The following is a 25,408-nucleotide window of genomic DNA, read 5'->3' as shown; positions in this document are numbered from 1 at the left end:
GATCAAAAAGTTCCTTACTTTTTAATGACATCGTCCTAACAATGAGGCTTAATACATAGAGAACAACCGGCTTTCTATTTTAGAATTGAATAAGCGGGGCAATACTTGTAGAAGGCGTTGTCAGCGCGCTTTTTTAGACTCGCAAAAAAAGCTTAAAAAAGGGTGATGTTATGACGAATTCACGTGACAGTTATTTTGATAATGCAAAATTCCTTTTGATTTTCCTTGTCGTATTCGGACATATAATCCGCTCTTATATCAATGATAATGATGTGTTTCTTCATATATATAAATTTATTTACACGTTTCATATGCCGGCTTTTATCCTCATATCCGGCTACTTTGCAAAAGGGTTCAATCGGCCCGGATATGTCAAAAAAATCGCTTGGAAATTGATTGTCCCTTATTTGATTTTTCAAGGCATTTATACGGTTTTCTATTCTTTTATCGATGATCAAAGCCTGTCTGCCGCAAATCCGTTTGAACCGCAGTGGTCGCTTTGGTTTTTATTGAGCTTGTTTTTTTGGAACCTTCTGCTGTTTCCTTTTACAAAAATTCCGGCAAAATGGGCGTTTGCCGCAAGCTTTCTGATCTCTGTTCTTGTCGGATATGTCGATATTGTCAGCAACACGCTCAGCCTGTCGCGGACATTTGTCTTCTTCCCGGTCTTTTTGGCGGGCTATTATTTACAAAAAGACCATTTTAAAATGCTGACAGGCTGGAGAGGCAAACAAGCTGCTCTCATCGTGTTGACGGCAACGTTTGTTTTCTATTTTTTCGCTGATTTTGATTATTCATGGCTGTTCGGCTCCAAACCGTATTCAGAATTCGGCGCTGTCGGGATGAAGAGCGGACTGAACCGCGTGGCGCTGCTTGTATTAACATTTGCCTCGACATTTGCCTTTCTGGCGCTTGTCCCTGAAAGGCGGTACTTCTTCACCCTTTGGGGAACGCGGACATTTTACGTTTACCTGCTGCACGGCTTCATCATCAAAACATTCAGAAATACCGGTGCAGAAGAATGGCTGGCCGACTATCAGAGCCTGACCGTTTTGATAATCGCAACCGCCATCTTGACCTTCTGCTTATCGAGCGGCTTTGTGAAAACGCTGGCTCAGCCGGTCATCGAATTGAGAATGACGAATTTAATGCGCTGGCTTAAAAAAGACGGCGGATATAAAGCTTATATCAAATAAACGAAACTCCCCTCCTAACAATCCGCGGAGGGGAGTTTTTTTAATCCTTTTGGCGCTGTTCCTTTTGAGCGTCAGCTTTATCGTCCTTCTTTTTTTATTATGTTCGGTGACATCTATCCATTTATAGGCGTTGATATCGCCGAGTTCACCGGAAAACTCTTCCTGAAGCACTTCTTTGTTCATCGGTTTTTTATGATTTTGCCGCTCCCCGCTTTTCAGATGCTTCTTCACTGCCGCGACTCTCCCTGCTTGCCGTTTTTCGAATTGCGGTTGGCGCCTCTGTCCCCGTTTTCGGCATCAAACTGTGTGATGTATTGATGGTCATGCATGCTTTCTGCAGGTGTCTTATTGTTAAGAGCGGCTTCATTTCTGGCAACTTTTCTCTTCATCATGACATTCCTTTCTTTTGTCTTCTCATTCGATATCCTTTCCTAAAACAGACAGACCACACATCCATTTACCGGAAAAAAATAAACGCCGATAAACGGCGCTTATTTTTTGAAGACATTTTTGACTTTATTGACGACGTATGAACTGCCCCCGCGGTCTGAAACATCCTGGATCATCATCGTAATTAACAGGTCTTTATTTTTATAGTCATAGGCTGTAAACCAGCCGTTTTCTTTGCCTTTTTCGTCTTTTTTCGTTTTCAGCTCCGCAGTTCCGGTTTTCCCTGCGATTGAAAGACCTTTTACAACCGGTTTATATGCTGAGCCGCGCGGATCTTCAACAACGCCTCTGAGACCTTTTGTAATCGTCTCTGCTCCGTCTGCCGGGACAACGTTTTTGTGCCAGATTTCCTTCTCATCTCCATCCTTTTTGATGAGGTAAGGCTTGATCAAATCCCCGTTATTTAAAAACGGCGTATAGCTTGCGGCGAGGTGTATCGGAGACATGAGCATCTGTCCCTGGCCATAGCCGGAATCGGCCAGAAGGATCTCGGAATCGATTCCTTCGTTTGATATCGAGGAAGCTTTTGTCGGGAACTCATAATCAAGCTTTTCTTCAAAGCCGAATGATTTCAATCCTTCGGTAAATTTGTCGCTTCCGGTATCAAGAGCGGTCTGCGCGAAGTAGATGTTGTCTGAAGTGATCAGCGCGTTTTCCAGGTTGACTTCGCTCAATTGATCGGACACCCTTGTCACTTTATAGCCGCCCCATGACGAATCTTTCTGCCATTCTTTCCCGACGATTTTTTTCGCCTCATCCGTTTTAATCGCTCCGTTTTTCAGGCCGATGGATGCGGTTATCGGTTTGATGGTTGACCCTGGTGCATACGTCTTATTATATTTGGAAGTGAATGGCGCCTCTTTGTCTTTGTTCAGCTTTTCCCATTCTCCCTTTTTCCAGCCGAACAAAAATCCATTCGGGTCATAGGAAGGCGCGCTGACAAGCGCCAATGTTTCCCCGGTCTGCGGATTCAGCGCCACCGCTGCACCGGAATCGTCCTTTAATTGGCTGTACAGCTCTTCCTGCTTTTTGATATCAATCGTTGTATGGATATCCGTTCCATCCTTGGAATCCTTTGAAGCGACCGTTGCACCTGATTCAGGTATCGAAATCGTCCAGCCGATTTCCCCTCTCAGCTGCTTTTCATAGACATGTTCGAGACCGACGATTCCAATCATCGAATGTTCACTGTAGTTTTCTTTATCCTGCTTTAATTCCTCTTCGGTAATCGGCCTTATGTACCCTGTTAGATGAGCGGCTTTTTCCCCATAAGGATAATACCTGGATTGAGTGTCCTGCTTCAATACACCCGGTAAAGAGGTCGCTTTTTTCAGCAGGTCGGTATTGTCTGGCTTTACTTTTTTGAGAGGGACAAATGAATCATCTTTCACCCAGCTTGCAGAAAGCTGTTTTTCAATGTCTTTCATTTCCATATCAAGCATTTTTGCAAGCTTTTTCAAGACCGCTTCTTTATCTTCTCCAAGCTGTCCGGGAACGACGCCGATTTCAGGCACTGTCGTGTTTGTGGCGAGCGCTTTTCCATTTCGGTCGTAAATGCTGCCCCGCACCGGTGCTTTTGCGGTAATCCGGACGGTTTCTCCTTCTTTCAGCTGAGAAAAAATAAACGACGGGTTCCAGTTGATCTTCCATGATGTTTTGCCGTCTTTTTCTTCCTTTACAAGCTTTGCTTTTCCTTCAAAAGAAACTGGTCCGGCCAAAGTATTCATACTGACTTTATAGGGAATCGTTTCCGAATCTTTTTTGTCTTCATCTTTTTCATCTTCATCAACTGTTGAAACCTTCAAATCAGAAACTCCGATCTGTTCGTAAATCGACTGATTCCGTTTGATGAACTCATCTTTGGAAATTGATTTTTGTGCTTTAGTCGACAGCTGATCATACATCTGTTCAAAATTTTGCTTGTTCCATTTGTTTACATATTGATCCATGCTTTCTTTTGCCGTCGGTTCGTTTGAACAAGCTCCGGCGAGCAATAGAAATCCGGCGGCGATAAACAAATGGACGATTCGCTTTTTCATCGTGTTTCCCCCTTTTTTTCAAGTCCGCCATTTAAGCATTATATCATACATATATATACAGTGACCGACTTTACGATCATAAAAAAAGACAGCCGCTTAAGACTGTCTTTTCTATCCGATGATAATTCTTTCTTTCGGATAATGGTAATTCGCTTCAATTTCTTTTCTTCCGATTAAATAAAGAAGCGTCACAATGCCGATGCGTCCGATAAACATCAAAATGATGATGACGCTTTTGCCGATAGTGCTCAAATCAGGTGTAATGCCAAGCGATAATCCGGTTGTTCCGAATGCTGAACATACTTCAAACAAGAGTTCAAGATACGTATGATTCTCCGTCGCCGACAGAATGAGTGTGGAACAGAAAACGAGGATGACTGCCATCAGCGTCACAATCAATGATTTCATTAAATCAAACTGATGCAATTCCCTCTTAAAAATCTTTACCGACTTATTCCCCCTGGCAAAATGGAACAACGCCAGCAAATTTAAAGCAAAGGTTGTCGTGCGGATGCCTCCGCCGACTGAGCTTGGCGAAGCGCCGATAAACATGAGCAGGCACATAAACAATATCGTCGTATCCTGAAACTGGCTGATGTCTATTGTAGCGAGACCGCCGCTTCGTGTCGTCGTCGATTGAAACAGCGAGTAAAATAACATTTCATGCCACGATTTTCCTGCAAATGCAAAGCGCGCTTCCATTACAAATATGGCAATCGTTCCTCCAACAACCAAAAGAAAAAATGTCACCGAGGTCAATTTTGTAAACAGGCTGAAGGAAAATGTCCGTTCTTTGCTCAACAGAAAATCCTTCACTTCGATCAGGACGGGAAATCCGATCGCACCCAGGATCAGCAGCATGATAACGATAAACTGGACAAAATAGTCGTGCTGAAACGGGATCAGCGAATTGCCTGTAATATCAAATCCAGCGTTGGTTGTCGCGCTGACACTGGTAAAAAATCCTTGTATATAGGCTTCACCGGCAGAGTCAAAATACTTGAGAAAATAAGTGCCGAGTATCAGTCCGCCAAAACATTCGATGATCAGGATCAACCCGAGTACATGCTTCATCATCTTGACAAGCCCCGATAAATTCGTCTGGTTTTGATCGGTCATGATCAGGCGCCGCTCTTTTAAGCCGATCCGCTTTCCAAATATCAGCCAGACAAAAGTCCCCAGCGTCATAATCCCGATACCGCCAAACTGCAAAACGAACGCCAAAATCCATATCCCCGCCGTGCTGAATGTATCAGCGGTATCGACCACCGTCAAGCCTGTCACACTCACAGCGCTGACCGCGGTGAAAAGCGCGTCGATAAAAGACCATTCCACATCCTTTTGGTGTGCAACGGGAAGACTCAGCAAAATAACCGATACTGTAACCGCCAAAAAATAATAGAGCGCAATCAGCTGTACTGGCGACAGCACGCGCAAAAGTTTCCTTAGTAAAACCTTCATAATCGTTCCTTCTTTTCTCGATTCACTAGTCAGTGTATGTGATCGCTTGTGTATAACGTGTACCATTTTAAAGGAAACATGGTCCAATGTACAGACGGATTTGTTTTTTTGAATTTAAAAAACAGCCCCCATTAAAAGGGGGGCTGTAAGACCTATATTATTTGGCTTCCAAACGACGAATTCTTTCATGTAAATCAGGGTGTGTGGAAAACAGTGATGTATGCTTTTTCCCGTTGATTTTTAATGTAGCGACAGAAGCCTGTTCTTCTTTGATTCTCGATGTATACTGCTCAAGGGAACGCAGGGCATGGATCATCTTGTCCTTTCCGGCAAGGTCTGCTCCGCCTCTGTCTGCATGATATTCGCGGTGCCGCGAATATGCGAAAACGACAAGGCTGCCGAGAATCGAGAAGACAATTTGGAAAATGATGACTGCGATAAAGTGAACGATCGGTGCAAGCTCTTCGCGGACGAACCGAGAAACCGCCCAAGCGGCGATCCGCGCAAAGAAGACGACAAACGTGTTGACGATTCCTTGCAGCAGGGTCATCGTCACCATATCGCCGTTTGCGATATGCGCGACTTCATGGGCAAGCACACCTTCAACAGCAGCATCGTCCATTTCCTGAAGTAAGCCGGTTGATACGGCGACAAGCGAGCGGTTTTTAGACGGCCCTGTCGCAAATGCATTCACTTCACGGGAATTGTAAATCCCGACTTCAGGCATTTTGGTCAATCCAGCGGCGCGAGCCAGTTTGTGAACACGGTCCACCAACTGCTGCTCTTCATACGAGAGCGTTTGTTTCTCAGGATTGAGCACCTGAACGCCCATCGCCATTTTCGCCATCCACTTGGACATAAGAAGCGACATAAAGGAACCGACAAAACCGACAACCGCACTAAATACGAGAAGCGCGACGATATCAATGCCGCCGCCGGCGGTGAAATACGTTCCGACACCTGTTAATGACCCGATAATGGACAAGACGATTCCGATTGTCGTAATGACCAGAATGTTCGATAAAAGAAAAAGAAGGATTCTTTTTGCCATAATAACCTCCATGTTATAATAAGATCAAATGAACTTGTATAATAAAATTATAAGACATTCATTTGAAAATGCAAGTGATAAGCCGTAAGATAATGTTTATAATATTGTCTATTTTATTTTTAATACATACATAATGAGGTGTAATATGAAACCTTTTAGATTGACTCGACTGGAAATGGCCAAACTGATGCATGCATTAAAAGGACAGCTCGATGTCAGCCCGCTGACCATTTTATTGAAATCAGCCGATATGGCGATGAAAGAAGCCGAAAGCGAGCTCGACATCCCCGAGTTCATCACCCGCTATGAACGGAAAAAGCAAAAAACAGAGCATGGGCTTTCCACAAATGAAATCGTGGAGCTCGGCAACTTGTGTGAGCTGACTTCTTTAAAATCGACAGCCATCCAAAACTGGATCAAACGGGACATCAAAGATTTGATGGGTCATCCTGAGCTCGGGAAAAAGTATTCGATCGACCAAGCCGTTATCCTTCTTATTGTACGAGACTTAAAATCAGTTTATGACTTTGAAACGATTCGTCCAATTTTAAAAACGGTGTTCAATACGATAACGGATCGTTCCGACGATGTTGTCAGCCCCCTTCGCTTTTATGAAGGCTATGGGCGGGTGCTTGAACAGGTCAACCGGATCAAAGATTATACGCTGAAAGAATCGGCTCTGGAAACGACCGTCATGCAGCAGACAGAGCATCTCCGGAACTTTTATCAAGACCTTCCCGACGCCGAGTGGAAAAAAGCCAAAGACATCACAGCGGTCACCGTGCTTTCCGTTCTTGCCTCTCATATTCAGGCAACGGCGCAAATCATGATCGATAACGTTTTCAGCAAATATGACATGAAATGAGTTTTAAGACATGCCTGGCTTCATGAAAGCCAGGCGTTTTTATCGTACGCAACAATTGCCAGCATAAAAAACATCTGTCCATTTCAAACTAAACAAGCAGTACATTAGAAAAAGGAGTTGAAACTTCATGGTAAGAACCAACAAACTGGTTGTTCCCGGGGCAGAGCAGGTCTTAGACCAATTCAAAAATGAAATTGCTCAAGAATTTGGCGTCCAGCTCGGATCGGATTCAGCCGCTCGCTCGAATGGATCTGTAGGCGGGGAAATGACAAAACGTCTCGTACAGCAGGCACAATCTCAGCTAAATGGACAAACTGACAACAAATAAATCACCTTTCAAATTATTCGCCGGGACCGCTCGGCGGATATTCTTGATCTATATGTTCAGACGGTTTTTTTTCCTTTTGATAAGGCATTTTCTCTCCGTTTTCAGTCTGAGAATCGCTTTTTGTCCCGTCCTCTGTCTGCTGGCTGTTTTTGTCATTTTCATTATTTTCTTGAGGGTTTTGATGGTTTGGGGTATTTGTCTCCTCTTCTTGCTTGGTGTCCTGATCAGATTCCGTCTGATCTTGATTTGAAGATTGATCGCCGTTTTGGCCTTCTTCGGTTTCGGTATCTTTATGATCGTCAGACTGATCTTCTTCTTTTACAGCTTTTTCTTTTTCATTTTCCTCTCTGTTTTCATCCTGATGGTCTTGTTTGTCTTCCTGTTGATCATCGGTTGTTTCATCATCCAATTCATTTTCATGCTTGCGGATATAGCGTCCTGTTGATATCCCTTCTTTTTGCGCTTTGGCGCGCGTATCCAAGTCTGATTCGACCGCTTGCATCTTGTAGCTCTGTTTCTCGTACTTTTTTGTTACATCTGCAATCTCGCTTTTGACCGTCGCTTTATATGTATCATCGTCATTATTTTCATAAACGGTTGCAATCAATACTTCTTTAGAATGTTTGACATAGCCGTGCTGATTGCTGCTTTCAACGATTTCGCTGATAACGACTTTAATATCCGAATTTTCCCAATTTTCTATACTGTCTAACAAGTCCTTTCCATCCTGATTCAACGGGACCAAATCAACAACTTCACAGTTTTTGTTGAGCGTCAGCTCGAAGCTGGGATTGATGTCTATCGTCATATAGGCATATGCCTTGTTGTGCAAAGCATCAGGGATGATCATAAACGCGATCAGCATGATCGCGGCAATTGAAAACACGCCTGCTTTCAGCGGACGAAGCGAGAGCAGATCAAAAAAGCCAGCGCGCCTTCTCGCCATTCTCGTCTCCTCGGGAAAGGCGATCTCCTGACCGATTTCATAATCTTCCTCTGATTTTTTCGCTTTTAAAAATTGTCCGTCAGGGGTAAGCAATGTGACGAATTTTTTATTTTTTTCAACGATAATCCCTCTTCTCATGAGTTGAGCACCCCTTTTAGATAATCCTTAAGGTAAACGTAATCGCCCGTGATGATGATGACCATGGCGATGATATACTTGCGGTTTCTTTCTACTGTTTTTCTGCTTACAGCCACGAGCTTTTCAAGCTGTTTCACAGGAAGCTGCTTCTTTTGAAACAGCATCTCCTTCAATTCTTCGTGCTCGACGAGCGTATAAGCCACTTTGATGGCGTTTTGCCTGGCGTCAGTATGTTTAGGAGAATGCTCCAGCAAGTCGGAAAAAGACAGGCCGAAGCTTTTTAATCTTTCTTTAAAATGAAGGATTTCCTCCCGCCTTTGCTCCTGTTCAAGGAGGCGGTTGAATGCATGAATGGAGAGCTCAGCTTCAATCATGCTTTGCGAGGATTCCTGTTCTTCTCCTTCTTGTAATTCCATGTTGATGTTTTGTGCATTTCTTGCTTCTTTTCTTATATAGTCAATGACTTTGCGCTTAATAATCAGCTCTGCAAATGCAAGCAGAGAATTTCCTTTTTCGGAAGAATATTTTTCAATGGCTTCATTAAAAGCAATCAAGCCGATGCTGAATTCGTCATCTTTTTCATCAATATATCGTTTGCACACAGATGAAACCGTTTTAGCCACAAAAGGCTTATATTGTTCAATAAGCTCGTTTTGCAACTGCTGATTTCCTTTTTGTATGCTGATTACAGACTCTTCTAATGTGGGTTTCTTTTTTCCTGTCTTAAACAAAAGGCTAAGCACTGGTTTCACCTCAGTTCCTCCCTATACTACTCATTAATGATAGCTAATTTGATAGGGATTCGCAAAGGAGAAAACAAGGAATTCATTTCTTATTTTTCAATTATGACATCGATTGTTTTATTCTTCTAGAACAATTCGTTGTTTCTTTGACGATTAAGGGGGTTTTCCCCTTCTTTTTGTAACATCTCTGTTATTAAAATGAAATGTTGTTTCGTTTCATATCGACTTCAATCTCCGCATTTTCAACCCCAGATGACGAAAAACACCGGCGGTTGCCGGCGTTTCTTGTCAGGCTGCTGTCGCTATTCCTGCGCAGCCTTTTGTTCTTGTTTTTTCGGATTTGACAAAAACCATCCTCCAAGGGCAATAGCGAGCAGCACCGCCCAGAAGATGAACTTCCATGTGCCTGAATGAATAAAATGCTCAGATACGATATGGATCTGCGGATGTGCCAGCGTGTAAAGCATCAGTTTAACACCGACCCAGCCGACAATGACGAAGGCCGCCGTTTCCAGGCTCGGACGTTTCTTTAACAAATTCACAAAAGCACTTGCAGCAAAACGCATGATAATGAGACCTATGACACCTCCGGCCAAAATGACGAGAAATTGTCCGCCGTCAAGCCCCCCGATCTCAGGCATGTTTGTAGCGGGAAGTGTTACCGCCAGCGCCACGGCAGCTAAAATGGAGTCTACGGCAAAGGCGATGTCGGCCAGCTCGACTTTGATAACGGTCGGCCAAAAACCGCCTCTCTTTGTTTCCTTCGCTTTCTCATCTTTTTTCAGTACGTGCGTTTTTAAAATGTGATGAATTGAAATGTAGAGCAGGTAGATGGCTCCGAGCGCTTGTACCTGCCAGACGTTGACAAGGAAAGAGATCGCAAACAAAGCGCCGAACCTCAACACAAACGCGCCGGCCAATCCGTAAAAGAGCGCTTTTTTTCTTTGTTTCTCAGGCAAGTGTTTAACCATGACCGCCATGACGAGCGCATTGTCCGCAGCCAAAATGCCTTCCAGCCCGACTAAAATGAGAAGAACCCAACCATATTCAAGTAACAATGCTGCATCCATTTTTTAATTCCTCCTATGTGATTGTCTCTTTCTCTTATTCCCGCTAATGCAGCAGGGTATTTTCTGAAAGCAAAAAAGACCTCTGCCAACATTAGGCAAAGGTCTTGCTAGACATGGTTATCATCGATTAAAACATGCCAACAAAGCCGATGGAGAACATCCATGAATTGACGACTTTGTTTCCGGATGCAACATCCGGACGCTACTCCCCTTTGGGATAAAAGAAAATATTGAATTATAAGATAATATTAACCTGACGCAGATCAGCTGTCAATCCTTATTTTTGTTTAAAAAAGCCGAAACGCTTTCCGTTTTCATCTTGCTTCGTCTGTTTTTCACGACAAGATAAAGAACAAACAAGACGACAATTCCAATCCCGATCGGAAGAAGGTACTTGTCCAGTATGCCGCCGACAGCACTCCAATTATCCCCGAGAGAAAAGCCTAAGTAGACGTAAACAAACGTAATCGGTGTTATGGCAATAAAGGTATAAAGGGAAAAGACCCAGACATTCATCTTTGCCATCCCGCAAGGAATCGAAATCAGCGTTCTGATTCCCGGAATAAAGCGGCCGCTGAACGCAACAAAACCGCCATGCTTTTCAAAAAAGCGATCCGATTTTTCAAGTGCTTCAGGCTTGATCAAAAAATATTTGCCGTACCGCTCCAAAAACGGCCTTCCTCCGTATCGGCCCAGCCAATAAAGTGTCAGCGGACCGACAACACCGCCCAAAGAACCCGCAGCGACGACTCCGAAAAGTGACATATCACCTTGATACACCCAGTAGCCCGCAAGCGGAAGAACGATTTCGGCAGGCACGAACTCAATACAAAGCGCCAGAAAAATGCCGAAATACGAGAGGCTTTTAAACGCCTCTGCCATTGATAAAATCAGCTCTTCGATATCCACCACAACCTTTAACGATTGATTATTTCAAGTTCTCAAGAACTCACAAACTTGATTTTAACACATTTCACGATCATTGCAGAGAAAAATGCGAAAAGCCTTCCCCCGTCCTCATCCGGCAGGATATCATTGGACATTGGCGAATATCATGATATGTAGTATAATGCACAAATTATACCGCTTATTTTTAAGAAATACCGCTTTTTCATGACAACGGTAATCTGAATGGAAACTCTACATCTAAAATCAAAAGGCGGAGAAAAAAGTGACAGAAGTTATCGGTGAATATAATGGATGGCTGATTATTTTATCTTATATCACTGCTGTTTTGGCAGCTTACACGGCCCTTGACCTTTCAGAACGGGTCGTGCACACAAAAGGATGGAAAAACAAAGGCTGGCTGTTTGCCGGCTCTTTGACGATGGGGCTCGGCATATGGTCTATGCATTTTCTCGGCATGATGTCATTTCAAACATCGGAAGAAATGACATACGATCTCGTTTTTGTCTTGCTATCGATCATTGCCGCCTTTGGCGGATCACTCATTTCATTTTATGTCGTAAACGGACGCAATCTTTCCAACCTGAGGCTATTCGCCGGTTCGATTGCAATGGGCTGCGCCATCGCCTCCATGCACTTTGTCGGGATGGAAGCGATGGAAAACATGGCGATCGTTTACGACCCCGTTCTTTACGGGGCATCTTTCGCGATTGCCATTTCAGCATCCTATGTTGCCTTGAAGCTTTCATTTACACTTTCGAAAAAAACACGCTCTTTCCGGCTGTTGGCCGTGAAAATCGGAAGCGCGCTGTTAATGGGAGCCGCCATTTCAGGAATGCATTATACAGGAATGGCGGCAGCGACATTGTATAAAAGCGCCGGCCGGCATGCCGGCCACCCCGGACTGGACACGGTCGAGCTCGGCATTGCAATCGTGCTGATTACCCTTATGCTGCAAGGCCTCATGATCTTCGGAGCATTTACAGACAAACGACTGCTGATCGAGAGCGAAAAAGTAAAAGACAACGAAGAGCGGTTTCAGTCTCTTATCGAGCACAATATTGATCCGATCTATGTGTTCTCCCTTGACGGGGACATGCTTTCCGCAAACTCTTCAGGTCATCGTCTGCTGAAAAAAATGGGGATTGAGTCAAATGATTTTTCAACCGTTTTTCATCTGAAGGAACACAAAAAACTTCTCGACTGGTTCCTTCAAGTTCAAAACGAAAAACAAGCGATCAACCGCGATATCCAAATCACGGCAGCAGACCAATCGTTCGATTTGAACCTGACGTTGATACCCGTTTATGTCAGACAGAAGCTTGACAGCATATATGTGATCTCCAAAGATATGACAAAGCAGCGTGAAGCCGAACGGGAAATTCATAGAATGGCACATTATGACGCGTTGACGGATTTGCCGAACAGAAGATATGCAGTCCAGCATTTGACCAAAGTCCTTCATCAACAGACGTCAGGCACGGCCGTGCTGTTTTTGGACCTGAACCGTTTCAAAGGTTTTAACGATGAACTCGGACATAACATCGGGGATCTGCTGTTGGCGGAAGCAGCCAAACGGCTGGCGGAATGTGTGCCTGCCGAAGGGTTTATTGCCCGTTTAGGCGGTGATGAATTTATCATCATCACCCCGGTCCAAGAGGCTGAACAACTGTCCCGGCAGTTAATCAGACGGTTTGAAGCCCCGTTTTACATTCAAAAACACAGCTTGAAAACATCCGTGAGCATCGGCATCGCGATTTCGCCGACGGATGGAACAGACGGCGAAGAGCTGATGAGAAAAGCCGACATCGCGATGTATGCCGCCAAAGATGAAAATCGAAGCAGATACCAGTACTTTTCCCCTTCGCTCAACAAAGAGAGCGGGCCGCCGTTCAAGATGGAAACCTAATCAAGAGAAAAAAAGCCGCATTCAGGTGTAATCCTGAATGCTTTTTTTCTCTAACTGAATCCATAAGTTGCTATTCATGAAACAATCTGCACAGAGGCATCACTAAAAGAAAAGGAGTTGAACCGAACCGATGCATACAATGTGGAAAGGCTCAATCAGCTTCGGCCTTGTCAACATCCCGATCAAACTGTTTGCAGCAACCGAAGACAAGGACGTGAAACTGCGGTCACTTCATAAAGAATGCCGCACCCCCATCCAATATGAAAAAAAATGTCCGAACTGCCACGAAGAAGTTTCTCCTGACGAGATTGTCAAAGGATATGAATATGTAAAAGGCAAGTATGTCGTTTTAACAGATGAGGAACTGAAACAGCTTAAAGAGGAACAGGAAGACAAGTCGGTTGAGATTGTTGACTTTGTCCAGCTGAAGGAGATCGATCCGATCTATTTCAACCGCTCCTACTTCGTCGGGCCTGGAGATAACGGTGTAAAAGCATACACCCTGCTTCGGGAAGCGCTCAGAAAAACAGAAAAAATCGGGATTGCCCATATGACGATTCGATCAAAAAAACAGCTTGCCATTCTCCGTGTATATGAAAACTGCATTTTGATGGAATCGATCCATTACCCGGATGAAGTCCGCAATGTTGCACATGTCCCCGGCGTGCCGGAGCAAACAGAAGTCAACGAAAAAGAGCTGCAGACAGCCATTTCATTGATAGACGAACTGACAACGTCTTTTGCACCTGAACAGTATGAGGATACGTACAGACGAGCCGTGCTGGACAAAATCAAAGAAAAGATCGAGCAAAACGAAGGTGTCACACCTGCTGCAGCCGCTGCACCGCGCGAGGATGTCATCGATCTGGTCAGCGCCCTCCAGGCAAGCATCGAGCGAACGAAAGCTCCGCAAAAACAGGAAAAGGCCAAAACCAAAACCGCTGAAGCAAAGGGAACGGAAGAGAAAAAGCGAAAAACGTCGCGAAAAAAGGCGTCAGAGGCAAAGTAAAAGATGGGAAACACAATGCAGCCCGTTCTCACATCATCTCCCCCTTCCAGCGGCAATTGGCGCTATGAGGTCAAATATGACGGATACCGGGCGCTTTTAAGCGTCTCCGAGGCCGGGATCTCCCTGATCAGCAGAAACGGCCAGCCTTTGGACAGCATGTTTCCGGAAATCACGGCAAATATCAAAGAAAAGCTGGCTTCACTTGAAGAGCATCTGCCCCTCACCCTTGACGGTGAAATCGCATCTTTGACAAACCGTTACCGCTCAAATTTTGAATATGTGCAAAAACGGGGACTGACAAAAAAAGCCGATTTAATCGAGGAAGCGGCCGAAAACAAACCGTGCCAATTTCTCGCCTTTGATCTGCTTGAATACAGAGGGAAAACAATCACTTCACTGCCGTATCAAGAGCGGAAGCAAAAGCTGTATGAGCTGCTTGAAGATCTCGCTTTTCCCCTGGTTCCAGACCCGGCAGCAAAAGAACGAATTCAATATATTCCTGAAACAGAAGATTTTCATTCTTTCTGGGATTCAGTCAAAAAGCTTGACGGTGAAGGAGTCGTTGCGAAGAAAAAAGACAGTCGCTGGATGGCAAATAAAAAAACGGCCGAATGGCTTAAAATCAAAAATTACAAAAAAGCCGCCGTATTTATGACAGGCTACAATATGGCCAACGGATATGTGACGATAGCTGTTGTCGACAAAGGCCGGATTAAAGAAATGGGCTCGGTCTCCCACGGACTGGGAGAACAGGAAAGAAGCGCGCTTCTCGCTGTTGTACAGGAACACGGAACCCCTGTAAGGACAGGCGAATACACGATTGCTCCTTCCATTTGCATGACCGTCAATTACTTGACGATCCACTACGGAACATTGCGGGAGGTATCGTTCGCATCATTTGAATTTGATATAGCGTGGCAGGACTGCACATACACACGACTGCTTTTGCATTCGAGAAACGTCCACCCTGATTTGCAGCTCACCAGCCTTGATAAGATCATTTTTCCGCAAAGCCAAAAAACAAAAGCGGATTTCATCAGCTATTTGAATGAAATCGGCGATTTTCTGCTCCCTTTTTTAAAAAACCGGGCGCTCACCGTCATCCGCTTTCCCCACGGCTCCAGCGGAGAATCATTTTTTCAGAAGAATAAGCCTGATTATGCTCCCGACTTTATTTCTTCGATAAAGGATGAAGAGCACGACCATATCATTTGTGAGGATTATTCTGTTTTATTGTGGCTTGCCAATCAGCTTGCATTGGAATTTCATATCCCGTTTCAAACGGCTGATACAGCCCGGCCGACCGAAATTGTTTTCGATCTCGATCCGCCATCGCCATCGGAATTTCCGTTGGCCGTGCGCGCGGCAACAGAACTCCGCCGTTTGTTTGAACAGCTTGGCCTCACCTCTTTTCCCAAGCTGTCGGGAAATAAAGGGATACAGCTCTATATTCCGATTTCAAAAAACGCGTTTACCTACGAAGAGACCCGGATTTTTACAAGCTTTGCCGCTACCTATTGCGTCTCGCTTTTTCCGGATCTGTTCACAACAGAGCGGCTCATTAAAAACAGAGGCGGAAAACTTTATATCGACTATGTGCAGCATGCTCCAGGGAAAACGATCATCTGCCCGTATTCGACGAGAGGCAATGCGCTTGGCACAGTAGCCGCACCGCTTTTTTGGGATGAAGTGGGGCCGAATCTGTCCCCTGCCGATTTTACAATGGAGGCTGTCGTGAAGCGAACGAAAGAAATCGGCTGCCCTTTCGAACGCTTTTTCAGACAGCCTCAGGATGAACAGTTTAAAGCCATTCTCGGCCATTTAAAAGAAAACGGCCGTCCGGAATGATCCCGGTTTTAGCGGAATAATAGGTGCTGACTGTGAATGCCGGCTTTTTTCAGAAGCGCCATCAGCTGCTCCTGCTCCTCTTTTGTCAAGCCTGAAAAAGCCCGTGCGATTCTCATCGAATGGATGGGATAAATCTCATCGAGATAAGCCTTGCCCTTTTCCGTCAAATTCGCGTAAACAGACCGTTTATCTTTTGGGTCTTGCTCTCGTTTGATGAAACCGTTTTTTTCTAATTTGTCGATCACATACGTCACATTGCCGCTTACAAGGAGCAGTCTGGAGCCGATTTGCTGCAGCTTTTGGGCTCCCCTTGTATACAAAAGCTCCAATACAGCAAATTCCGTAGGATTAAAGCCATGTTCTTTGCTGTCCCTAATACTATGTTCAGACACGCTTTTAAAAGCCCTGGCAAAAACCTTGTACAATGACATAGCACGGTGAACTTCTTCCTCATTAAACGAAAGTCTCATATCATCTACCTCTTATACTATTTTCTTAATGAACCCAGGAAAATGAAAACCCTTACAAAGTTGAAAAACAAAGGTCATTATTTTCCTATATTCTATATGTATATATTTTCGTTATACGAAAGAAAATTCCTTCTTATTTTTTGAAGATATTAAAAAAGAAGCCCGCATTTTTCAGGAACGGCCTACTTTGAAAACGGGCGGGCTTTATTTTTTCGAAAAAAATAAAAATATTCGTTTCTCAGCTCTGTAATCGTCATCCCCTGTAAATGATCCTGTTTGTATACCCCAAGCGAAATCAATTTTTTCGAATAGTGGTTTCTTTCTTTTTCCAATGCGTTTTTTAGTAATTTGCTCATGGCTTCTCCTTTCGTTTTCATGTATCCTTATGATCAGAATACGCCACATTTGTTAACCTTAAATTAAGATTGCGTAAAAATTGAATGACACCTCCTCTTTTTTAGGAGGATTTTTGATGAAGGCCGTTTTGCACTGCTCTCAGGAGCGGAAAGGCGTTATGACCGGCAAGCTTCATTAATGCCTCGAACAGTTCATCCCTTTTGTTGTCTAAAGCGACGATTTCTTTAGCAAGTGTGACAGCCTGGTGTTCCTTCATTGATCAATTCCTCCTCATCATCTCTGTATCCACAGCATACAAGAGATATCTTCCCGCTGCACTTCTTCTGTAAACTTTTCTTCCGCATTTTTTCAAAAAAAATAATATGCATGTTAGATTTTCTTACAGATGTCAGGTTTTTTCCCGCGTTTTCATATATAATACAAAAAAAGTCATCTTAGGGGTGGGAAAATGACAGTCGAAGACCTTTCTTATAAAGATAAAAAAGTGATATCAATCGGCATCGTCAGCGAGCTCACAGGCTTGTCGGTCAGGCAGATCCGCTATTATGAAGAGCGGAAGCTGATCTACCCGCAGCGTTCCTCAAGAGGCACGCGGAAATACTCCTTTGCGGATGTAGAACGGCTGATGGATATTGCCAATAAACGCGAGGACGGCGTTCAGACGGCGGAAATCCTCAAGGATATGCGCAAAAAAGAACAGAGCTTAAAAAACGATCAGCAGCTGAGAAAAAAGATGCTCCAGGGACAGCTTAACGCTCATTTTAAATACAGAAACCGTTAAAAAAACGAATCATCCCCGTCGAATGATTCGCCTCACTGCTACCGATCGGTATGTCCGATAAAATCAATCATGATGCCCTTGTCGGGATCGTCGCGAATACGAAACGCGATCGCTCCGGGCTCTCCGCTTGGTTTCGCCTTGTAGGCGGCATGGAAGACGTGGATGCTCGCTTCATATATTTGAAAATCATCCTCGTCAAGCCCGGCTATCCCCCATTTCTGTTTTTCGTTCAGGATTGTTTCCGGGGAAGGAAGAGCCCCTTCTACGTAGAGCCGTTTCATGCCGGACAGGTCGTTCTCCAGTATGGCCTCCAGCATGTTTTCCACGGCAACAAGCCGCCGGTCTTTCCCCTCATCCTCATGCTGGCACCCGGCCATCACCGCAAAAGCCAAACATATCACAACAGCAGCCATTCTCTGCATACCCCAACCTCCCTGTTCTCTCGCCTAAAATATATAAACTTTCAGGGCGTCTGGCAAGAAAAAACCCTCCTTTATCAGGAGGGCTGTTTTTATAATGCATGAATAAATGCGGTTGCAATTCCAAAGTAGATCAACAGAGACAAGATGTCATTCAAGGTTGTAATCAGCGGTCCGGAAGCGATGGCCGGGTCGACATTGCATTTGTGAAGAATAATCGGGACGATTGTACCGGCCATCGTTCCGATGATCAGCGTCGCCAAAAGCGAAGTGCCCACGACAAACCCGAGCAAAAGATTACCCTGCCACACAATCGCGATTCCCGTAATCACGACAGCACAGACAAGACCGATGATGATGCCGACTCTGAGTTCGCGGAAAATCAGACGAAAAATCGTTTTTTTGTTGAGCTCTTCTTTTGAAAGGCCTCTGATGACAACGGCTAAAGACTGGGTCCCTGTGTTTCCCGTCATTCCGGCGATCATCGGCATAAAGAAGGCCAATGCGACAACCTGTTGAAGCGTATCTTCAAAATAGCTCATGATGCTTCCGGAGATCAAGCCGATAAACAACAGCAGAATCAGCCAAGGGAGCCGCCGGTATGCGGCTACATATGACTTTGTATCAAATGTGATCGCCTTACCTGAAGCAGCGAATTTTTCATAGTCTTCATTCGCTTCCTGGATGACGATGTCGATGATGTCATCGACCGTGACGATTCCGACAAGCTTATGGTTTTTTTCGACAACGGGTATCGCCAGAAAATCATAGCGTTCAATCAGCCTGGCGACCTCTTCCTGATCTTGCAGGGCCTCTGCGGAAATAACCCTTGTGAACATGAGATCCTGAACTTTTTCATCAGGTTCGGCTAAAATCAAATCGCGGTAGGATAAAACGCCGACGAGCTGTTTGTCATCATTGATCACATATAGATAGTTGATCGATTCGGCGATTTCGGCAAAGCTTTTCAGCTTGACGACAGCTTCTTTGACCGTGTAATGCTGCGGAATCCACACATAGCGGTTTGTCATGATTCTTCCCGCAGTTTCCGGCGGATAGTTCATCAGCACGCGGACCGCTTCTGATTCTTCCGCTTCCATGCTCGAAAGAAGCTGATCTTTCAGCTTCGGATCCATTTCCTCCAGAAGCGCGGCAAGATCATCATTATCCATCTTGTTCATGACATGGATCGCTTTCTCTTTGCCGACCTTGTTCAACACAGCAAGCTGCTCTTCTTTGTCGAGTTCACCCATCAAATCGGTGATGTCTTCAACTGTTAAAAAAGACAGATAGCGTCCGCGGTGCTTTTCAGGCAACTCCTTGAACAAAATCGCCATATCATATGGCTGCAATTCTTCCAAAACACTTTGAAATTCCTTGCGTTTTCCGTCTCTGAGTAAAATAATAATTCGTAAAATCAATTCATCATATGTCATGTTTTGTACCATGGCAACCTGTACCTCCTTTTCAGGAGATCCTTATATCACCATAGCAAAAGGGGTGATAGGCAGGGATCTCCTCATCGTCGATCAGCATTATGTCTTTCTTCTTGTTTTTCAAATGTTTAAACCGCCTCGAATGGGGAGAATCCATACTCACACCTCCTTGTATCATGGAGGAAAGGTTTACTTTCCTCAAAAAATAAAAAAACACCTATTTCATTAAAATGAAGGTGTTAAAAGCCATACAAAATCAAACCCTAACGCCTCCCAATCGTAGAGCTTTAGCACTGTATGGCATAGGCAAAAGTGCCAGCTGCGTTAAAAATCACCTTATGTCGATGATTCTTGTTGACCCATTGGCGTCTTTGGACATTTTTGGGCAGCAGCGTATCTCCATACAGGAGCCTCACCTAACGAAGAGCTGTATTTACCAGACACACTGAGATTACAGAAAAAAAGGAGAGCTGTCAATAAGAAAAACAATTTTTCCTACCTTCTTATATGCGTGGATTCCCTTTTTCGTCACAAACAAACCGGTTTTCGTCAAGTGCGGCGTTTCTCCCGCTATTTTTCACTGTCATTTGGTATGTCTTCCTCTGACAAGAAATGATAGTTCTCATGCAGCAAAAGCGCATATTCCCCGTCATACTTCGGATGGGGGACATATTCCGCCTGCTCGATTGACAATTCTCCTCTTTGATGGGCTTCTTTCTCTTTCACATCTGTCACCTCCTTTTTCATAGGATGCCTTTTTCCGGAAATAATATGAGGCTTCATTTATCTAGTCAGTTCCTCTCTTTTTTCTCATTAAATTGGTTCTTTTCACTCATAACTCTGTCAGCTTATTCTATTATTCGACTTTTATCACCTATTCTCAATATTTTTAGATTTTTCTTAAAATTCATACAAATGAACCTTTTTTTAACAGAACAATTGTTTTACAATATTACCACACACCTTGTAACCCATCTAAAGCAGCACAAAACAGGGAGGGCTTTGAAATGCAAATGCGATTAATTCCTTATGTCACTGATGCAAAGCTGATGGACGCGAATGAACGGCCGGAAGGAATCGATGCGATTAAGGCGCCGGAGCTGTGGTCACAAGGTTTTAAAGGAAAAGATGTCACTGTCGCAGTGCTTGATACAGGCTGTGACACGTCCCATCCTGATTTAGCGGATCGAATTATCGGAGGCAAAAACTTTACTGATGATGACAACGGAAAAGAAGATCTGTTTCTTGATTATAACGGACATGGTACACATGTTGCGGGTACAATTGCGGCAAACGGCGGGATTTCGGGTGTCGCCCCTGAGGCCAACCTTTTAATTATCAAGGTTCTTGGCGGTGAAGACGGCAGCGGTGCTTATGAATGGATTATTAACGGCATCAACTACGCCGTGGAGCAAAAAGCCGACATCATTTCCATGTCGCTCGGCGGACCGGCCGATGTTCCCGAATTGAAAGAAGCCGTGGAGAATGCGGTGAAAAGCGGTGTTCTAGTCGTCTGTGCAGCCGGAAATGAAGGAGATGGAAATGATCGCACAGAGGAATACTCTTACCCGGCGGCATACAATGAAGTCATCGCTGTCGGCTCCGTTTCATTGACGCGTGAATCATCCGAGTTTTCAAACGCCAATAAAGAAATTGATCTCGTCGCACCCGGGGAGAAAATCCTCTCCACATTGCCGAACCAAAAGTACGGGAAGCTGACGGGCACTTCGATGGCAACCCCTCACGTCAGCGGGGCGCTTGCTCTTATTAAATCACTGGAAGAGGACGCATTTAAGCGGAAATTGACAGAGCCTGAAGTATATGCTCAACTGATCCGCCGGACCCTGCCGCTCGATTACTCAAAAGCCCTGATCGGCAACGGCTTTTTATATTTATCGGCACCCGAGGTTTTAGCCGAAAAAGCTGGCGAAGCAAAGCTTCTTTCCCTTTAAACCTGAGGCCGTCGACATTGTCGGCGGCTTTTTTGTTGTGCGGCTTCATCAAATCTTTTTAATAGTAAGAATTCAAAAATTATTTTGACTAAAAGAACATGACGGTATATAATCTACTAAACAATTTCATCGCCGGGAGCATGGTAATCTAATTCAAGGTTAGATTTTAAAAGGGAAGATTGGTGAAAAGCCAACGCGGTCCCGCCACTGTAAATGAGGAGGTTGTTTCGTAAAACCCACTGTTTCTATACGGGAAGGGTGAAATAACTGTTGATTCATGAGCCAGGAGACCTGCCTGTTCTAACGCACCACATACCTACGGTCGATAGGAGGTGTTCGAGTTGACGTAACAATTGGCTACGTTTATTTCTCGTTCGCAAAAATGCTGTTTTAGGCATTCACCTTCAATTGTCCGGAGAGTGAGTGTCTTTTTTTATTGAACATAATAAGGAGGAAACGTTAAATGACAAATGTAAAGACAAGCAGCTTAGGATTTCCAAGAATCGGCTTGAACAGGGAATGGAAAAAATCGCTTGAGGCTTATTGGAAAGGAAAAACGGATCGCGAGACCTTTCTCAAGGAAATGGACGAACAATTTTTAGGGGCGCTCAAAACCCAGCTTGACCAGCAAATCGATATCATACCGGTTTCCGACTTTACGTTCTATGATCATGTTCTTGACACAGCGGTGATGTTCAACTGGATCCCTGAAAGGTTCAAGAATGTAAACGATCCGCTGGATACTTACTTCGCAATGGCGCGGGGTACGAAAGATGCCGTCTCATGCGAAATGACAAAGTGGTTCAACACCAACTATCACTATATCGTGCCTGAATACGAGAAAAACGCGCAATACCGCTTGACGAAAAATAAGCCGCTTGACGATTACAAGAGAGCAAAAGCGGCATTTGGTGTAGAAACCAAGCCCGTTATTGTCGGCCTCTATACTTTCGTGTCGCTGGCAAAAGGCTATGACAAGCAGGAGATAAAAGATATTTACGATCAAATGATCCCGCTTTACATCCAGCTTCTGAAAGAGCTTGAGCAGGAAGGCGTCAAATGGGTGCAAATCGATGAGCCTGCCCTCGTGACGGCATCACCGGCCGAAGCGGCTGCCGCAAAAGAAATCTATGAGAAAATAAAAGAAAACGTGTCAGGATTGAATGTGCTGCTGCAGACATACTTTGATTCAGTTGACGCCTATGAAGAGCTTGTTTCATTCCCAGTTGACGGAATCGGCCTTGATTTCGTCCATGACAAAGGCAAGAACCTTGAGTATTTAAAAACGCACGGCTTCCCGAAAGACAAGGTGCTTGCCGCAGGAATTTTGGACGGCCGAAACATTTGGAAAGCCAATCTTGAAGAGCGGCTCGACTGGACGACAGAGCTTTTGAGCGGCCTTGGGGTACGCGAAGTTTGGCTTCAGCCTTCAAACAGCCTGCTTCATGTTCCTGTGGCCAAACACCCTGATGAACAGCTTGCCAATGATTTAATAAACGGGTTATCTTTCGCCAAGGAAAAGCTTGTCGAACTCACACTGCTAAAGGAAGGCTTAATTTCCGGGAAAGCGGCCGTACAGAGCCAAATCACTGAAGCGAACGAACACCTGCAAGCTCTGAAGCAATTCGGCGCTGCCACCAACACCGCATTCGCCGAAGAAAGAGACCGGCTGACAGAGGATGACTTTAAGCGTCCGACGGCTTTTGAAGAAAGGCTTCGGATACAAAATGAATCCCTTGGCCTTCCCCTTCTTCCGACGACAACGATCGGAAGCTTCCCGCAAACCGCTGAAGTGCGCAGCGCCCGGCAAAAATGGCGCAAGCAGGAATGGTCAAATGAACAATACGAATCATTTATCGAAGAGGAAACGAAGAAATGGATTGACATCCAGGAAGAGATCGGACTTGATGTCCTTGTCCACGGTGAATTCGAACGGACGGACATGGTGGAATATTTCGGTGAAAAGCTCGGCGGATTTGCATTCACGAAATACGCCTGGGTTCAGTCTTACGGCTCCCGCTGCGTCCGTCCGCCTGTGATTTATGGGGATGTCGAGTTTAAAGAGCCGATGACGGTAAAAGAAACGGTTTATGCGCAGTCTCTGACTTCTAAAAAAGTAAAGGGCATGCTGACAGGTCCTGTCACGATTTTAAACTGGTCTTTTGCCCGCTATGATCTGCCGAGAAAAGAAATCGCCTTCCAAATCGCGCACGCTCTACGCAAAGAGGTCGAAGCGCTTGAAAAAGCCGGAATCCAAATCATCCAGGTTGACGAACCTGCATTAAGGGAAGGCCTGCCGCTTAAAGAACGCGATTGGAATGAATATCTGACGTGGGCTGCCGAAGCTTTCAGACTGTCCACTTCATCTGTTCAAGACACAACACAGATCCATACACATATGTGCTACAGCAACTTTGAGGATATCGTCGATACGATCGAAGACCTGGATGCAGATGTGATTACGATTGAACACAGCAGAAGCCACGGCGGATTCCTTGAATATCTTGAAAAACACCCTTATTTAAAAGGACTCGGACTCGGCGTTTATGATATTCACAGCCCGCGCGTCCCTCCTACCGATGAAATGCTGACAATTATCGAAGATGCCTTGAAAGTTTGTCCAGCTGATCGTTTCTGGGTCAACCCTGACTGCGGATTAAAAACACGGCAGCCTGAAGAAACGATCGCTGCTTTGAAAAATATGGTGGAAGCCGCAAAACAGGCAAGGGATAAGCTGGCTCAGACTGTTTAAATTCACAATACGTTCAAAAAACAGAACCATCCGGTGATTCGGATGGTTCTTTCTCTTGTCCGCGGCCCGTCATAGTTCAAAAGAATCATGGTACAAGGTCTGTTCAGCAGGAAAATATTATGACTTTTGATTCATTCGTACGATTTTCTTCCGGATGCTTTTCTTTTAACATATGGATAGTAGATGATGGAAGGGAAGGAAAATATGTAGTGATCGACGATGGAAAAGCCCTGGAACGGGAATTATACAAAAAAACATGTTATGAAGACATTCATTCTCTTCAACATTATGTAAAAGAGTTGAATGCTGCCATAGGCGAGCTGAGGCATGAAAGCTCCGCTATTTTAAAAGCTCATCAAATGTACATAAACGGCTGGCGGGGCCAGGCGCGGAAAATGTATGACGCTCTTTTGGACGACCTTGACCGCGCGGAATTCCGTGTATACGACAAGCTGAGACTCGTCAAACAGCATGCGGCTGAGGAGATGGAACGGCTTCAGCTGGAAGCCGAGGAACTGATATGAGCATTCGGCTGAATGTCCATGATTTGCATGCCCTTTCCCGTCAATTTCGCCATTCACACCAGAAAATCAGTGATCTGATGCTTCTTTTGCATCGTCACCTTCATGTCCTGCTCTCAAGTGTGTCAGCAGCAAAGATTAGCGAAATCGATCAGGCCCAATCCGAAATGGAACATGAACTCAAAGGATTTTTACATACGCTTGATGACCTGGAGCATTTGCTCCGGCACACCGAAATCCGTATGAAAAAAACGGATCAAATGCTTGCCGCCCGGCTTTTTCAGAGCGGCGGCCATCTCGCCGGCTATCCGCACATCATGTCTTTTTTGGCCGCCTCCAAACATTCGGCTGACAACTTCAAGATGACAGCTTCGCTAACGTGTGAACCTCTGATTTTACTGAAACAATTGAAAGAAAACGGCCTGTCGGGCCTGTTTACGGGAAAACGGACTGCATCATATGTTCAATTTGATGACCGGGGAAAACGGCAGCTGTGGTCGGTTCGGCGCCTGTTAAGCCGCAAAATCGCAAGGAATCTTTGCCTTTTGGCCTATCAGCAGGCAGCAAAAGGCCCGCTTTCATATACGGGTTCTGCATTTTCCAGAAAAGCGGCCGAGGCGGACGCATCCGACCTCAACACCGTTTGTCTTCACGGAAGCCAAAAAATTTCCGCCTCTGCCCTAGCCGGGTTCAGCGAACAAGCAAAACAGGAACGGAATGAAGACGAGCTTGCTTCTACAAAAGCCTGATCTTTGAGATCA

25 protein-coding genes, 1 pseudogene and 2 riboswitches are annotated in these 25,408 nt (G+C 44.8%); of the genes and pseudogenes, 11 read left to right on the top strand and 15 right to left on the bottom strand.

From position 1 onward, the window contains the following. The first annotated feature begins 170 nt into the window (after positions 1 to 170). The gene (locus tag M654_RS09640; protein WP_026586702.1) at positions 171 to 1,196 is read left to right on the top strand and encodes an acyltransferase family protein; all 1,026 of its coding nucleotides are present in this window, start codon (positions 171 to 173) and stop codon (positions 1,194 to 1,196) included. Between the two features lie 84 nt (positions 1,197 to 1,280). On the opposite strand, the pseudogene M654_RS24355 reads toward M654_RS09640, so the two are convergent. The 5 genes and pseudogenes from M654_RS24355 to htpX form a co-directional block, all read right to left on the bottom strand. Continuing rightward, positions 1,281 to 1,427, bottom strand: a pseudogene (locus M654_RS24355) (hypothetical protein); the annotation flags it as partial. Next, positions 1,424 to 1,585, bottom strand: a complete 162-nt coding sequence (locus M654_RS23555) for a hypothetical protein (protein WP_164470268.1) — start codon at positions 1,583 to 1,585, stop codon at positions 1,424 to 1,426. The pseudogene M654_RS24355 and the gene M654_RS23555, both read right to left, overlap by 4 nt. Before the next feature lie 102 nt (positions 1,586 to 1,687). Beyond that, the gene (locus M654_RS09630) at positions 1,688 to 3,685 is read right to left on the bottom strand and encodes a penicillin-binding transpeptidase domain-containing protein (RefSeq protein WP_026586701.1); all 1,998 of its coding nucleotides are present in this window, start codon (positions 3,683 to 3,685) and stop codon (positions 1,688 to 1,690) included. A 111-nt stretch (positions 3,686 to 3,796) separates the two neighbouring features. After that, positions 3,797 to 5,146 carry a TrkH family potassium uptake protein gene (locus tag M654_RS09625; protein ID WP_026586700.1) on the bottom strand — a complete coding sequence of 450 codons (1,350 nt, stop codon included), beginning with the start codon at positions 5,144 to 5,146 and terminating at the stop codon, positions 3,797 to 3,799. A 157-nt stretch (positions 5,147 to 5,303) separates the two neighbouring features. Next, positions 5,304 to 6,197, bottom strand: coding sequence for a protease HtpX (gene htpX, locus M654_RS09620; protein WP_026586699.1), 894 nt, complete (start codon positions 6,195 to 6,197; stop codon positions 5,304 to 5,306). A gap of 145 nt (positions 6,198 to 6,342) precedes the next feature. On the opposite strand from htpX, the gene M654_RS09615 reads away from it, so the two are divergent. Continuing rightward, positions 6,343 to 7,062 carry a DUF1836 domain-containing protein gene (locus M654_RS09615; RefSeq protein WP_026586698.1) on the top strand — a complete coding sequence of 240 codons (720 nt, stop codon included), beginning with the start codon at positions 6,343 to 6,345 and terminating at the stop codon, positions 7,060 to 7,062. Positions 7,063 to 7,189: 127 nt separating this feature from the next. Beyond that, entirely contained in the window at positions 7,190 to 7,390 is a 201-nt protein-coding gene (locus M654_RS09610; RefSeq protein WP_026586697.1) for an alpha/beta-type small acid-soluble spore protein, read from the top strand. 13 nt (positions 7,391 to 7,403) lie between these two features. Here the strand turns inward: M654_RS09610 and M654_RS09605 are convergent, their stop codons facing one another. The 4 genes from M654_RS09605 to M654_RS09590 form a co-directional block, all read right to left on the bottom strand. Then, positions 7,404 to 8,474 (bottom strand): anti-sigma-I factor RsgI family protein, encoded by a 1,071-nt coding sequence (locus M654_RS09605; protein ID WP_026586696.1) that lies wholly within the window; start codon positions 8,472 to 8,474, stop codon positions 7,404 to 7,406. Further along, a complete protein-coding gene (sigI, locus tag M654_RS09600) occupies positions 8,471 to 9,226 on the bottom strand; it encodes an RNA polymerase sigma factor SigI (RefSeq protein ID WP_026586695.1) in 756 nt (251 codons plus the stop codon). The genes M654_RS09605 and sigI overlap by 4 nt, the downstream gene beginning before the upstream one ends. Before the next feature lie 293 nt (positions 9,227 to 9,519). After that, complete coding sequence (locus M654_RS09595) at positions 9,520 to 10,287, bottom strand: TerC family protein (protein WP_026586694.1); 768 nt, start codon at positions 10,285 to 10,287, stop codon at positions 9,520 to 9,522. A gap of 270 nt (positions 10,288 to 10,557) precedes the next feature. Continuing rightward, positions 10,558 to 11,169: a DedA family protein gene (locus tag M654_RS09590; RefSeq protein ID WP_142246158.1), complete on the bottom strand. Its 612-nt coding sequence runs from the start codon at positions 11,167 to 11,169 to the stop codon at positions 10,558 to 10,560. Between the two features lie 289 nt (positions 11,170 to 11,458). Between M654_RS09590 and M654_RS09585 the strand changes: the two genes are divergently transcribed. From M654_RS09585 to M654_RS09575, 3 genes are all read left to right on the top strand, one after another. Further along, entirely contained in the window at positions 11,459 to 13,102 is a 1,644-nt protein-coding gene (locus M654_RS09585; RefSeq protein ID WP_026586692.1) for a diguanylate cyclase domain-containing protein, read from the top strand. Positions 13,103 to 13,232: 130 nt separating this feature from the next. After that, the gene (ku, locus tag M654_RS09580) at positions 13,233 to 14,111 is read left to right on the top strand and encodes a non-homologous end joining protein Ku (RefSeq protein WP_026586691.1); all 879 of its coding nucleotides are present in this window, start codon (positions 13,233 to 13,235) and stop codon (positions 14,109 to 14,111) included. A 3-nt stretch (positions 14,112 to 14,114) separates the two neighbouring features. Continuing rightward, complete coding sequence (locus M654_RS09575; protein WP_026586690.1) at positions 14,115 to 15,959, top strand: DNA ligase D; 1,845 nt, start codon at positions 14,115 to 14,117, stop codon at positions 15,957 to 15,959. An 8-nt stretch (positions 15,960 to 15,967) separates the two neighbouring features. Here M654_RS09575 and M654_RS09570 read toward each other — a convergent pair whose 3' ends face one another. The 3 genes from M654_RS09570 to M654_RS23550 all read right to left on the bottom strand — a co-directional run bounded on the left by M654_RS09570 (position 15,968) and on the right by M654_RS23550 (position 17,042). Then, positions 15,968 to 16,429 (bottom strand): MarR family winged helix-turn-helix transcriptional regulator, encoded by a 462-nt coding sequence (locus M654_RS09570; protein WP_026586689.1) that lies wholly within the window; start codon positions 16,427 to 16,429, stop codon positions 15,968 to 15,970. Between the two features lie 182 nt (positions 16,430 to 16,611). Next, a complete protein-coding gene (locus M654_RS09565; RefSeq protein ID WP_026586688.1) occupies positions 16,612 to 16,785 on the bottom strand; it encodes a Fur-regulated basic protein FbpA in 174 nt (57 codons plus the stop codon). A 101-nt stretch (positions 16,786 to 16,886) separates the two neighbouring features. Then, entirely contained in the window at positions 16,887 to 17,042 is a 156-nt protein-coding gene (locus tag M654_RS23550; RefSeq protein WP_201278493.1) for a hypothetical protein, read from the bottom strand. 192 nt (positions 17,043 to 17,234) lie between these two features. On the opposite strand from M654_RS23550, the gene M654_RS09560 reads away from it, so the two are divergent. Next, the gene (locus M654_RS09560; protein WP_026586687.1) at positions 17,235 to 17,567 is read left to right on the top strand and encodes a MerR family transcriptional regulator; all 333 of its coding nucleotides are present in this window, start codon (positions 17,235 to 17,237) and stop codon (positions 17,565 to 17,567) included. A 38-nt stretch (positions 17,568 to 17,605) separates the two neighbouring features. Here M654_RS09560 and M654_RS09555 read toward each other — a convergent pair whose 3' ends face one another. The 3 genes from M654_RS09555 to M654_RS09545 all read right to left on the bottom strand — a co-directional run bounded on the left by M654_RS09555 (position 17,606) and on the right by M654_RS09545 (position 20,148). After that, positions 17,606 to 17,989, bottom strand: coding sequence for a hypothetical protein (locus tag M654_RS09555; protein WP_026586686.1), 384 nt, complete (start codon positions 17,987 to 17,989; stop codon positions 17,606 to 17,608). 89 nt (positions 17,990 to 18,078) lie between these two features. Further along, the gene (gene mgtE / locus M654_RS09550; RefSeq protein WP_026586685.1) at positions 18,079 to 19,434 is read right to left on the bottom strand and encodes a magnesium transporter; all 1,356 of its coding nucleotides are present in this window, start codon (positions 19,432 to 19,434) and stop codon (positions 18,079 to 18,081) included. Positions 19,435 to 19,687: 253 nt separating this feature from the next. Then, positions 19,688 to 19,853, bottom strand: a riboswitch (M-box (ykoK) riboswitch). A gap of 139 nt (positions 19,854 to 19,992) precedes the next feature. Further along, positions 19,993 to 20,148 carry a transcriptional regulator SplA domain-containing protein gene (locus M654_RS09545; protein ID WP_142246129.1) on the bottom strand — a complete coding sequence of 52 codons (156 nt, stop codon included), beginning with the start codon at positions 20,146 to 20,148 and terminating at the stop codon, positions 19,993 to 19,995. A 281-nt stretch (positions 20,149 to 20,429) separates the two neighbouring features. On the opposite strand from M654_RS09545, the gene M654_RS09540 reads away from it, so the two are divergent. The 4 genes from M654_RS09540 to M654_RS09525 all read left to right on the top strand — a co-directional run bounded on the left by M654_RS09540 (position 20,430) and on the right by M654_RS09525 (position 25,396). Further along, positions 20,430 to 21,374: a S8 family peptidase gene (locus M654_RS09540; protein ID WP_026586684.1), complete on the top strand. Its 945-nt coding sequence runs from the start codon at positions 20,430 to 20,432 to the stop codon at positions 21,372 to 21,374. A 123-nt stretch (positions 21,375 to 21,497) separates the two neighbouring features. Further along, a riboswitch (cobalamin riboswitch) is annotated at positions 21,498 to 21,687 on the top strand. A 150-nt stretch (positions 21,688 to 21,837) separates the two neighbouring features. Then, positions 21,838 to 24,126: a 5-methyltetrahydropteroyltriglutamate--homocysteine S-methyltransferase gene (gene metE / locus M654_RS09535; RefSeq protein WP_026586683.1), complete on the top strand. Its 2,289-nt coding sequence runs from the start codon at positions 21,838 to 21,840 to the stop codon at positions 24,124 to 24,126. 209 nt (positions 24,127 to 24,335) lie between these two features. After that, positions 24,336 to 24,650, top strand: a complete 315-nt coding sequence (locus tag M654_RS09530) for a hypothetical protein (protein ID WP_026586682.1) — start codon at positions 24,336 to 24,338, stop codon at positions 24,648 to 24,650. Further along, a complete protein-coding gene (locus tag M654_RS09525) occupies positions 24,647 to 25,396 on the top strand; it encodes a hypothetical protein (RefSeq protein WP_051290361.1) in 750 nt (249 codons plus the stop codon). Before M654_RS09530 ends, M654_RS09525 begins: the two co-directional genes overlap by 4 nt. Positions 25,397 to 25,408 lie beyond the last annotated feature (12 nt).

Origin of the sequence: Bacillus sp. NSP9.1, from assembly GCF_000465465.2 — a bacterium.
GTDB classification, from domain to species: Bacteria; Bacillota; Bacilli; order Bacillales; family Bacillaceae; genus Bacillus; species Bacillus sonorensis_A.
The sequence above is the reverse complement of the archived record's forward strand: the minus strand, read 5'-3'. Positions and strand labels throughout refer to the sequence as shown.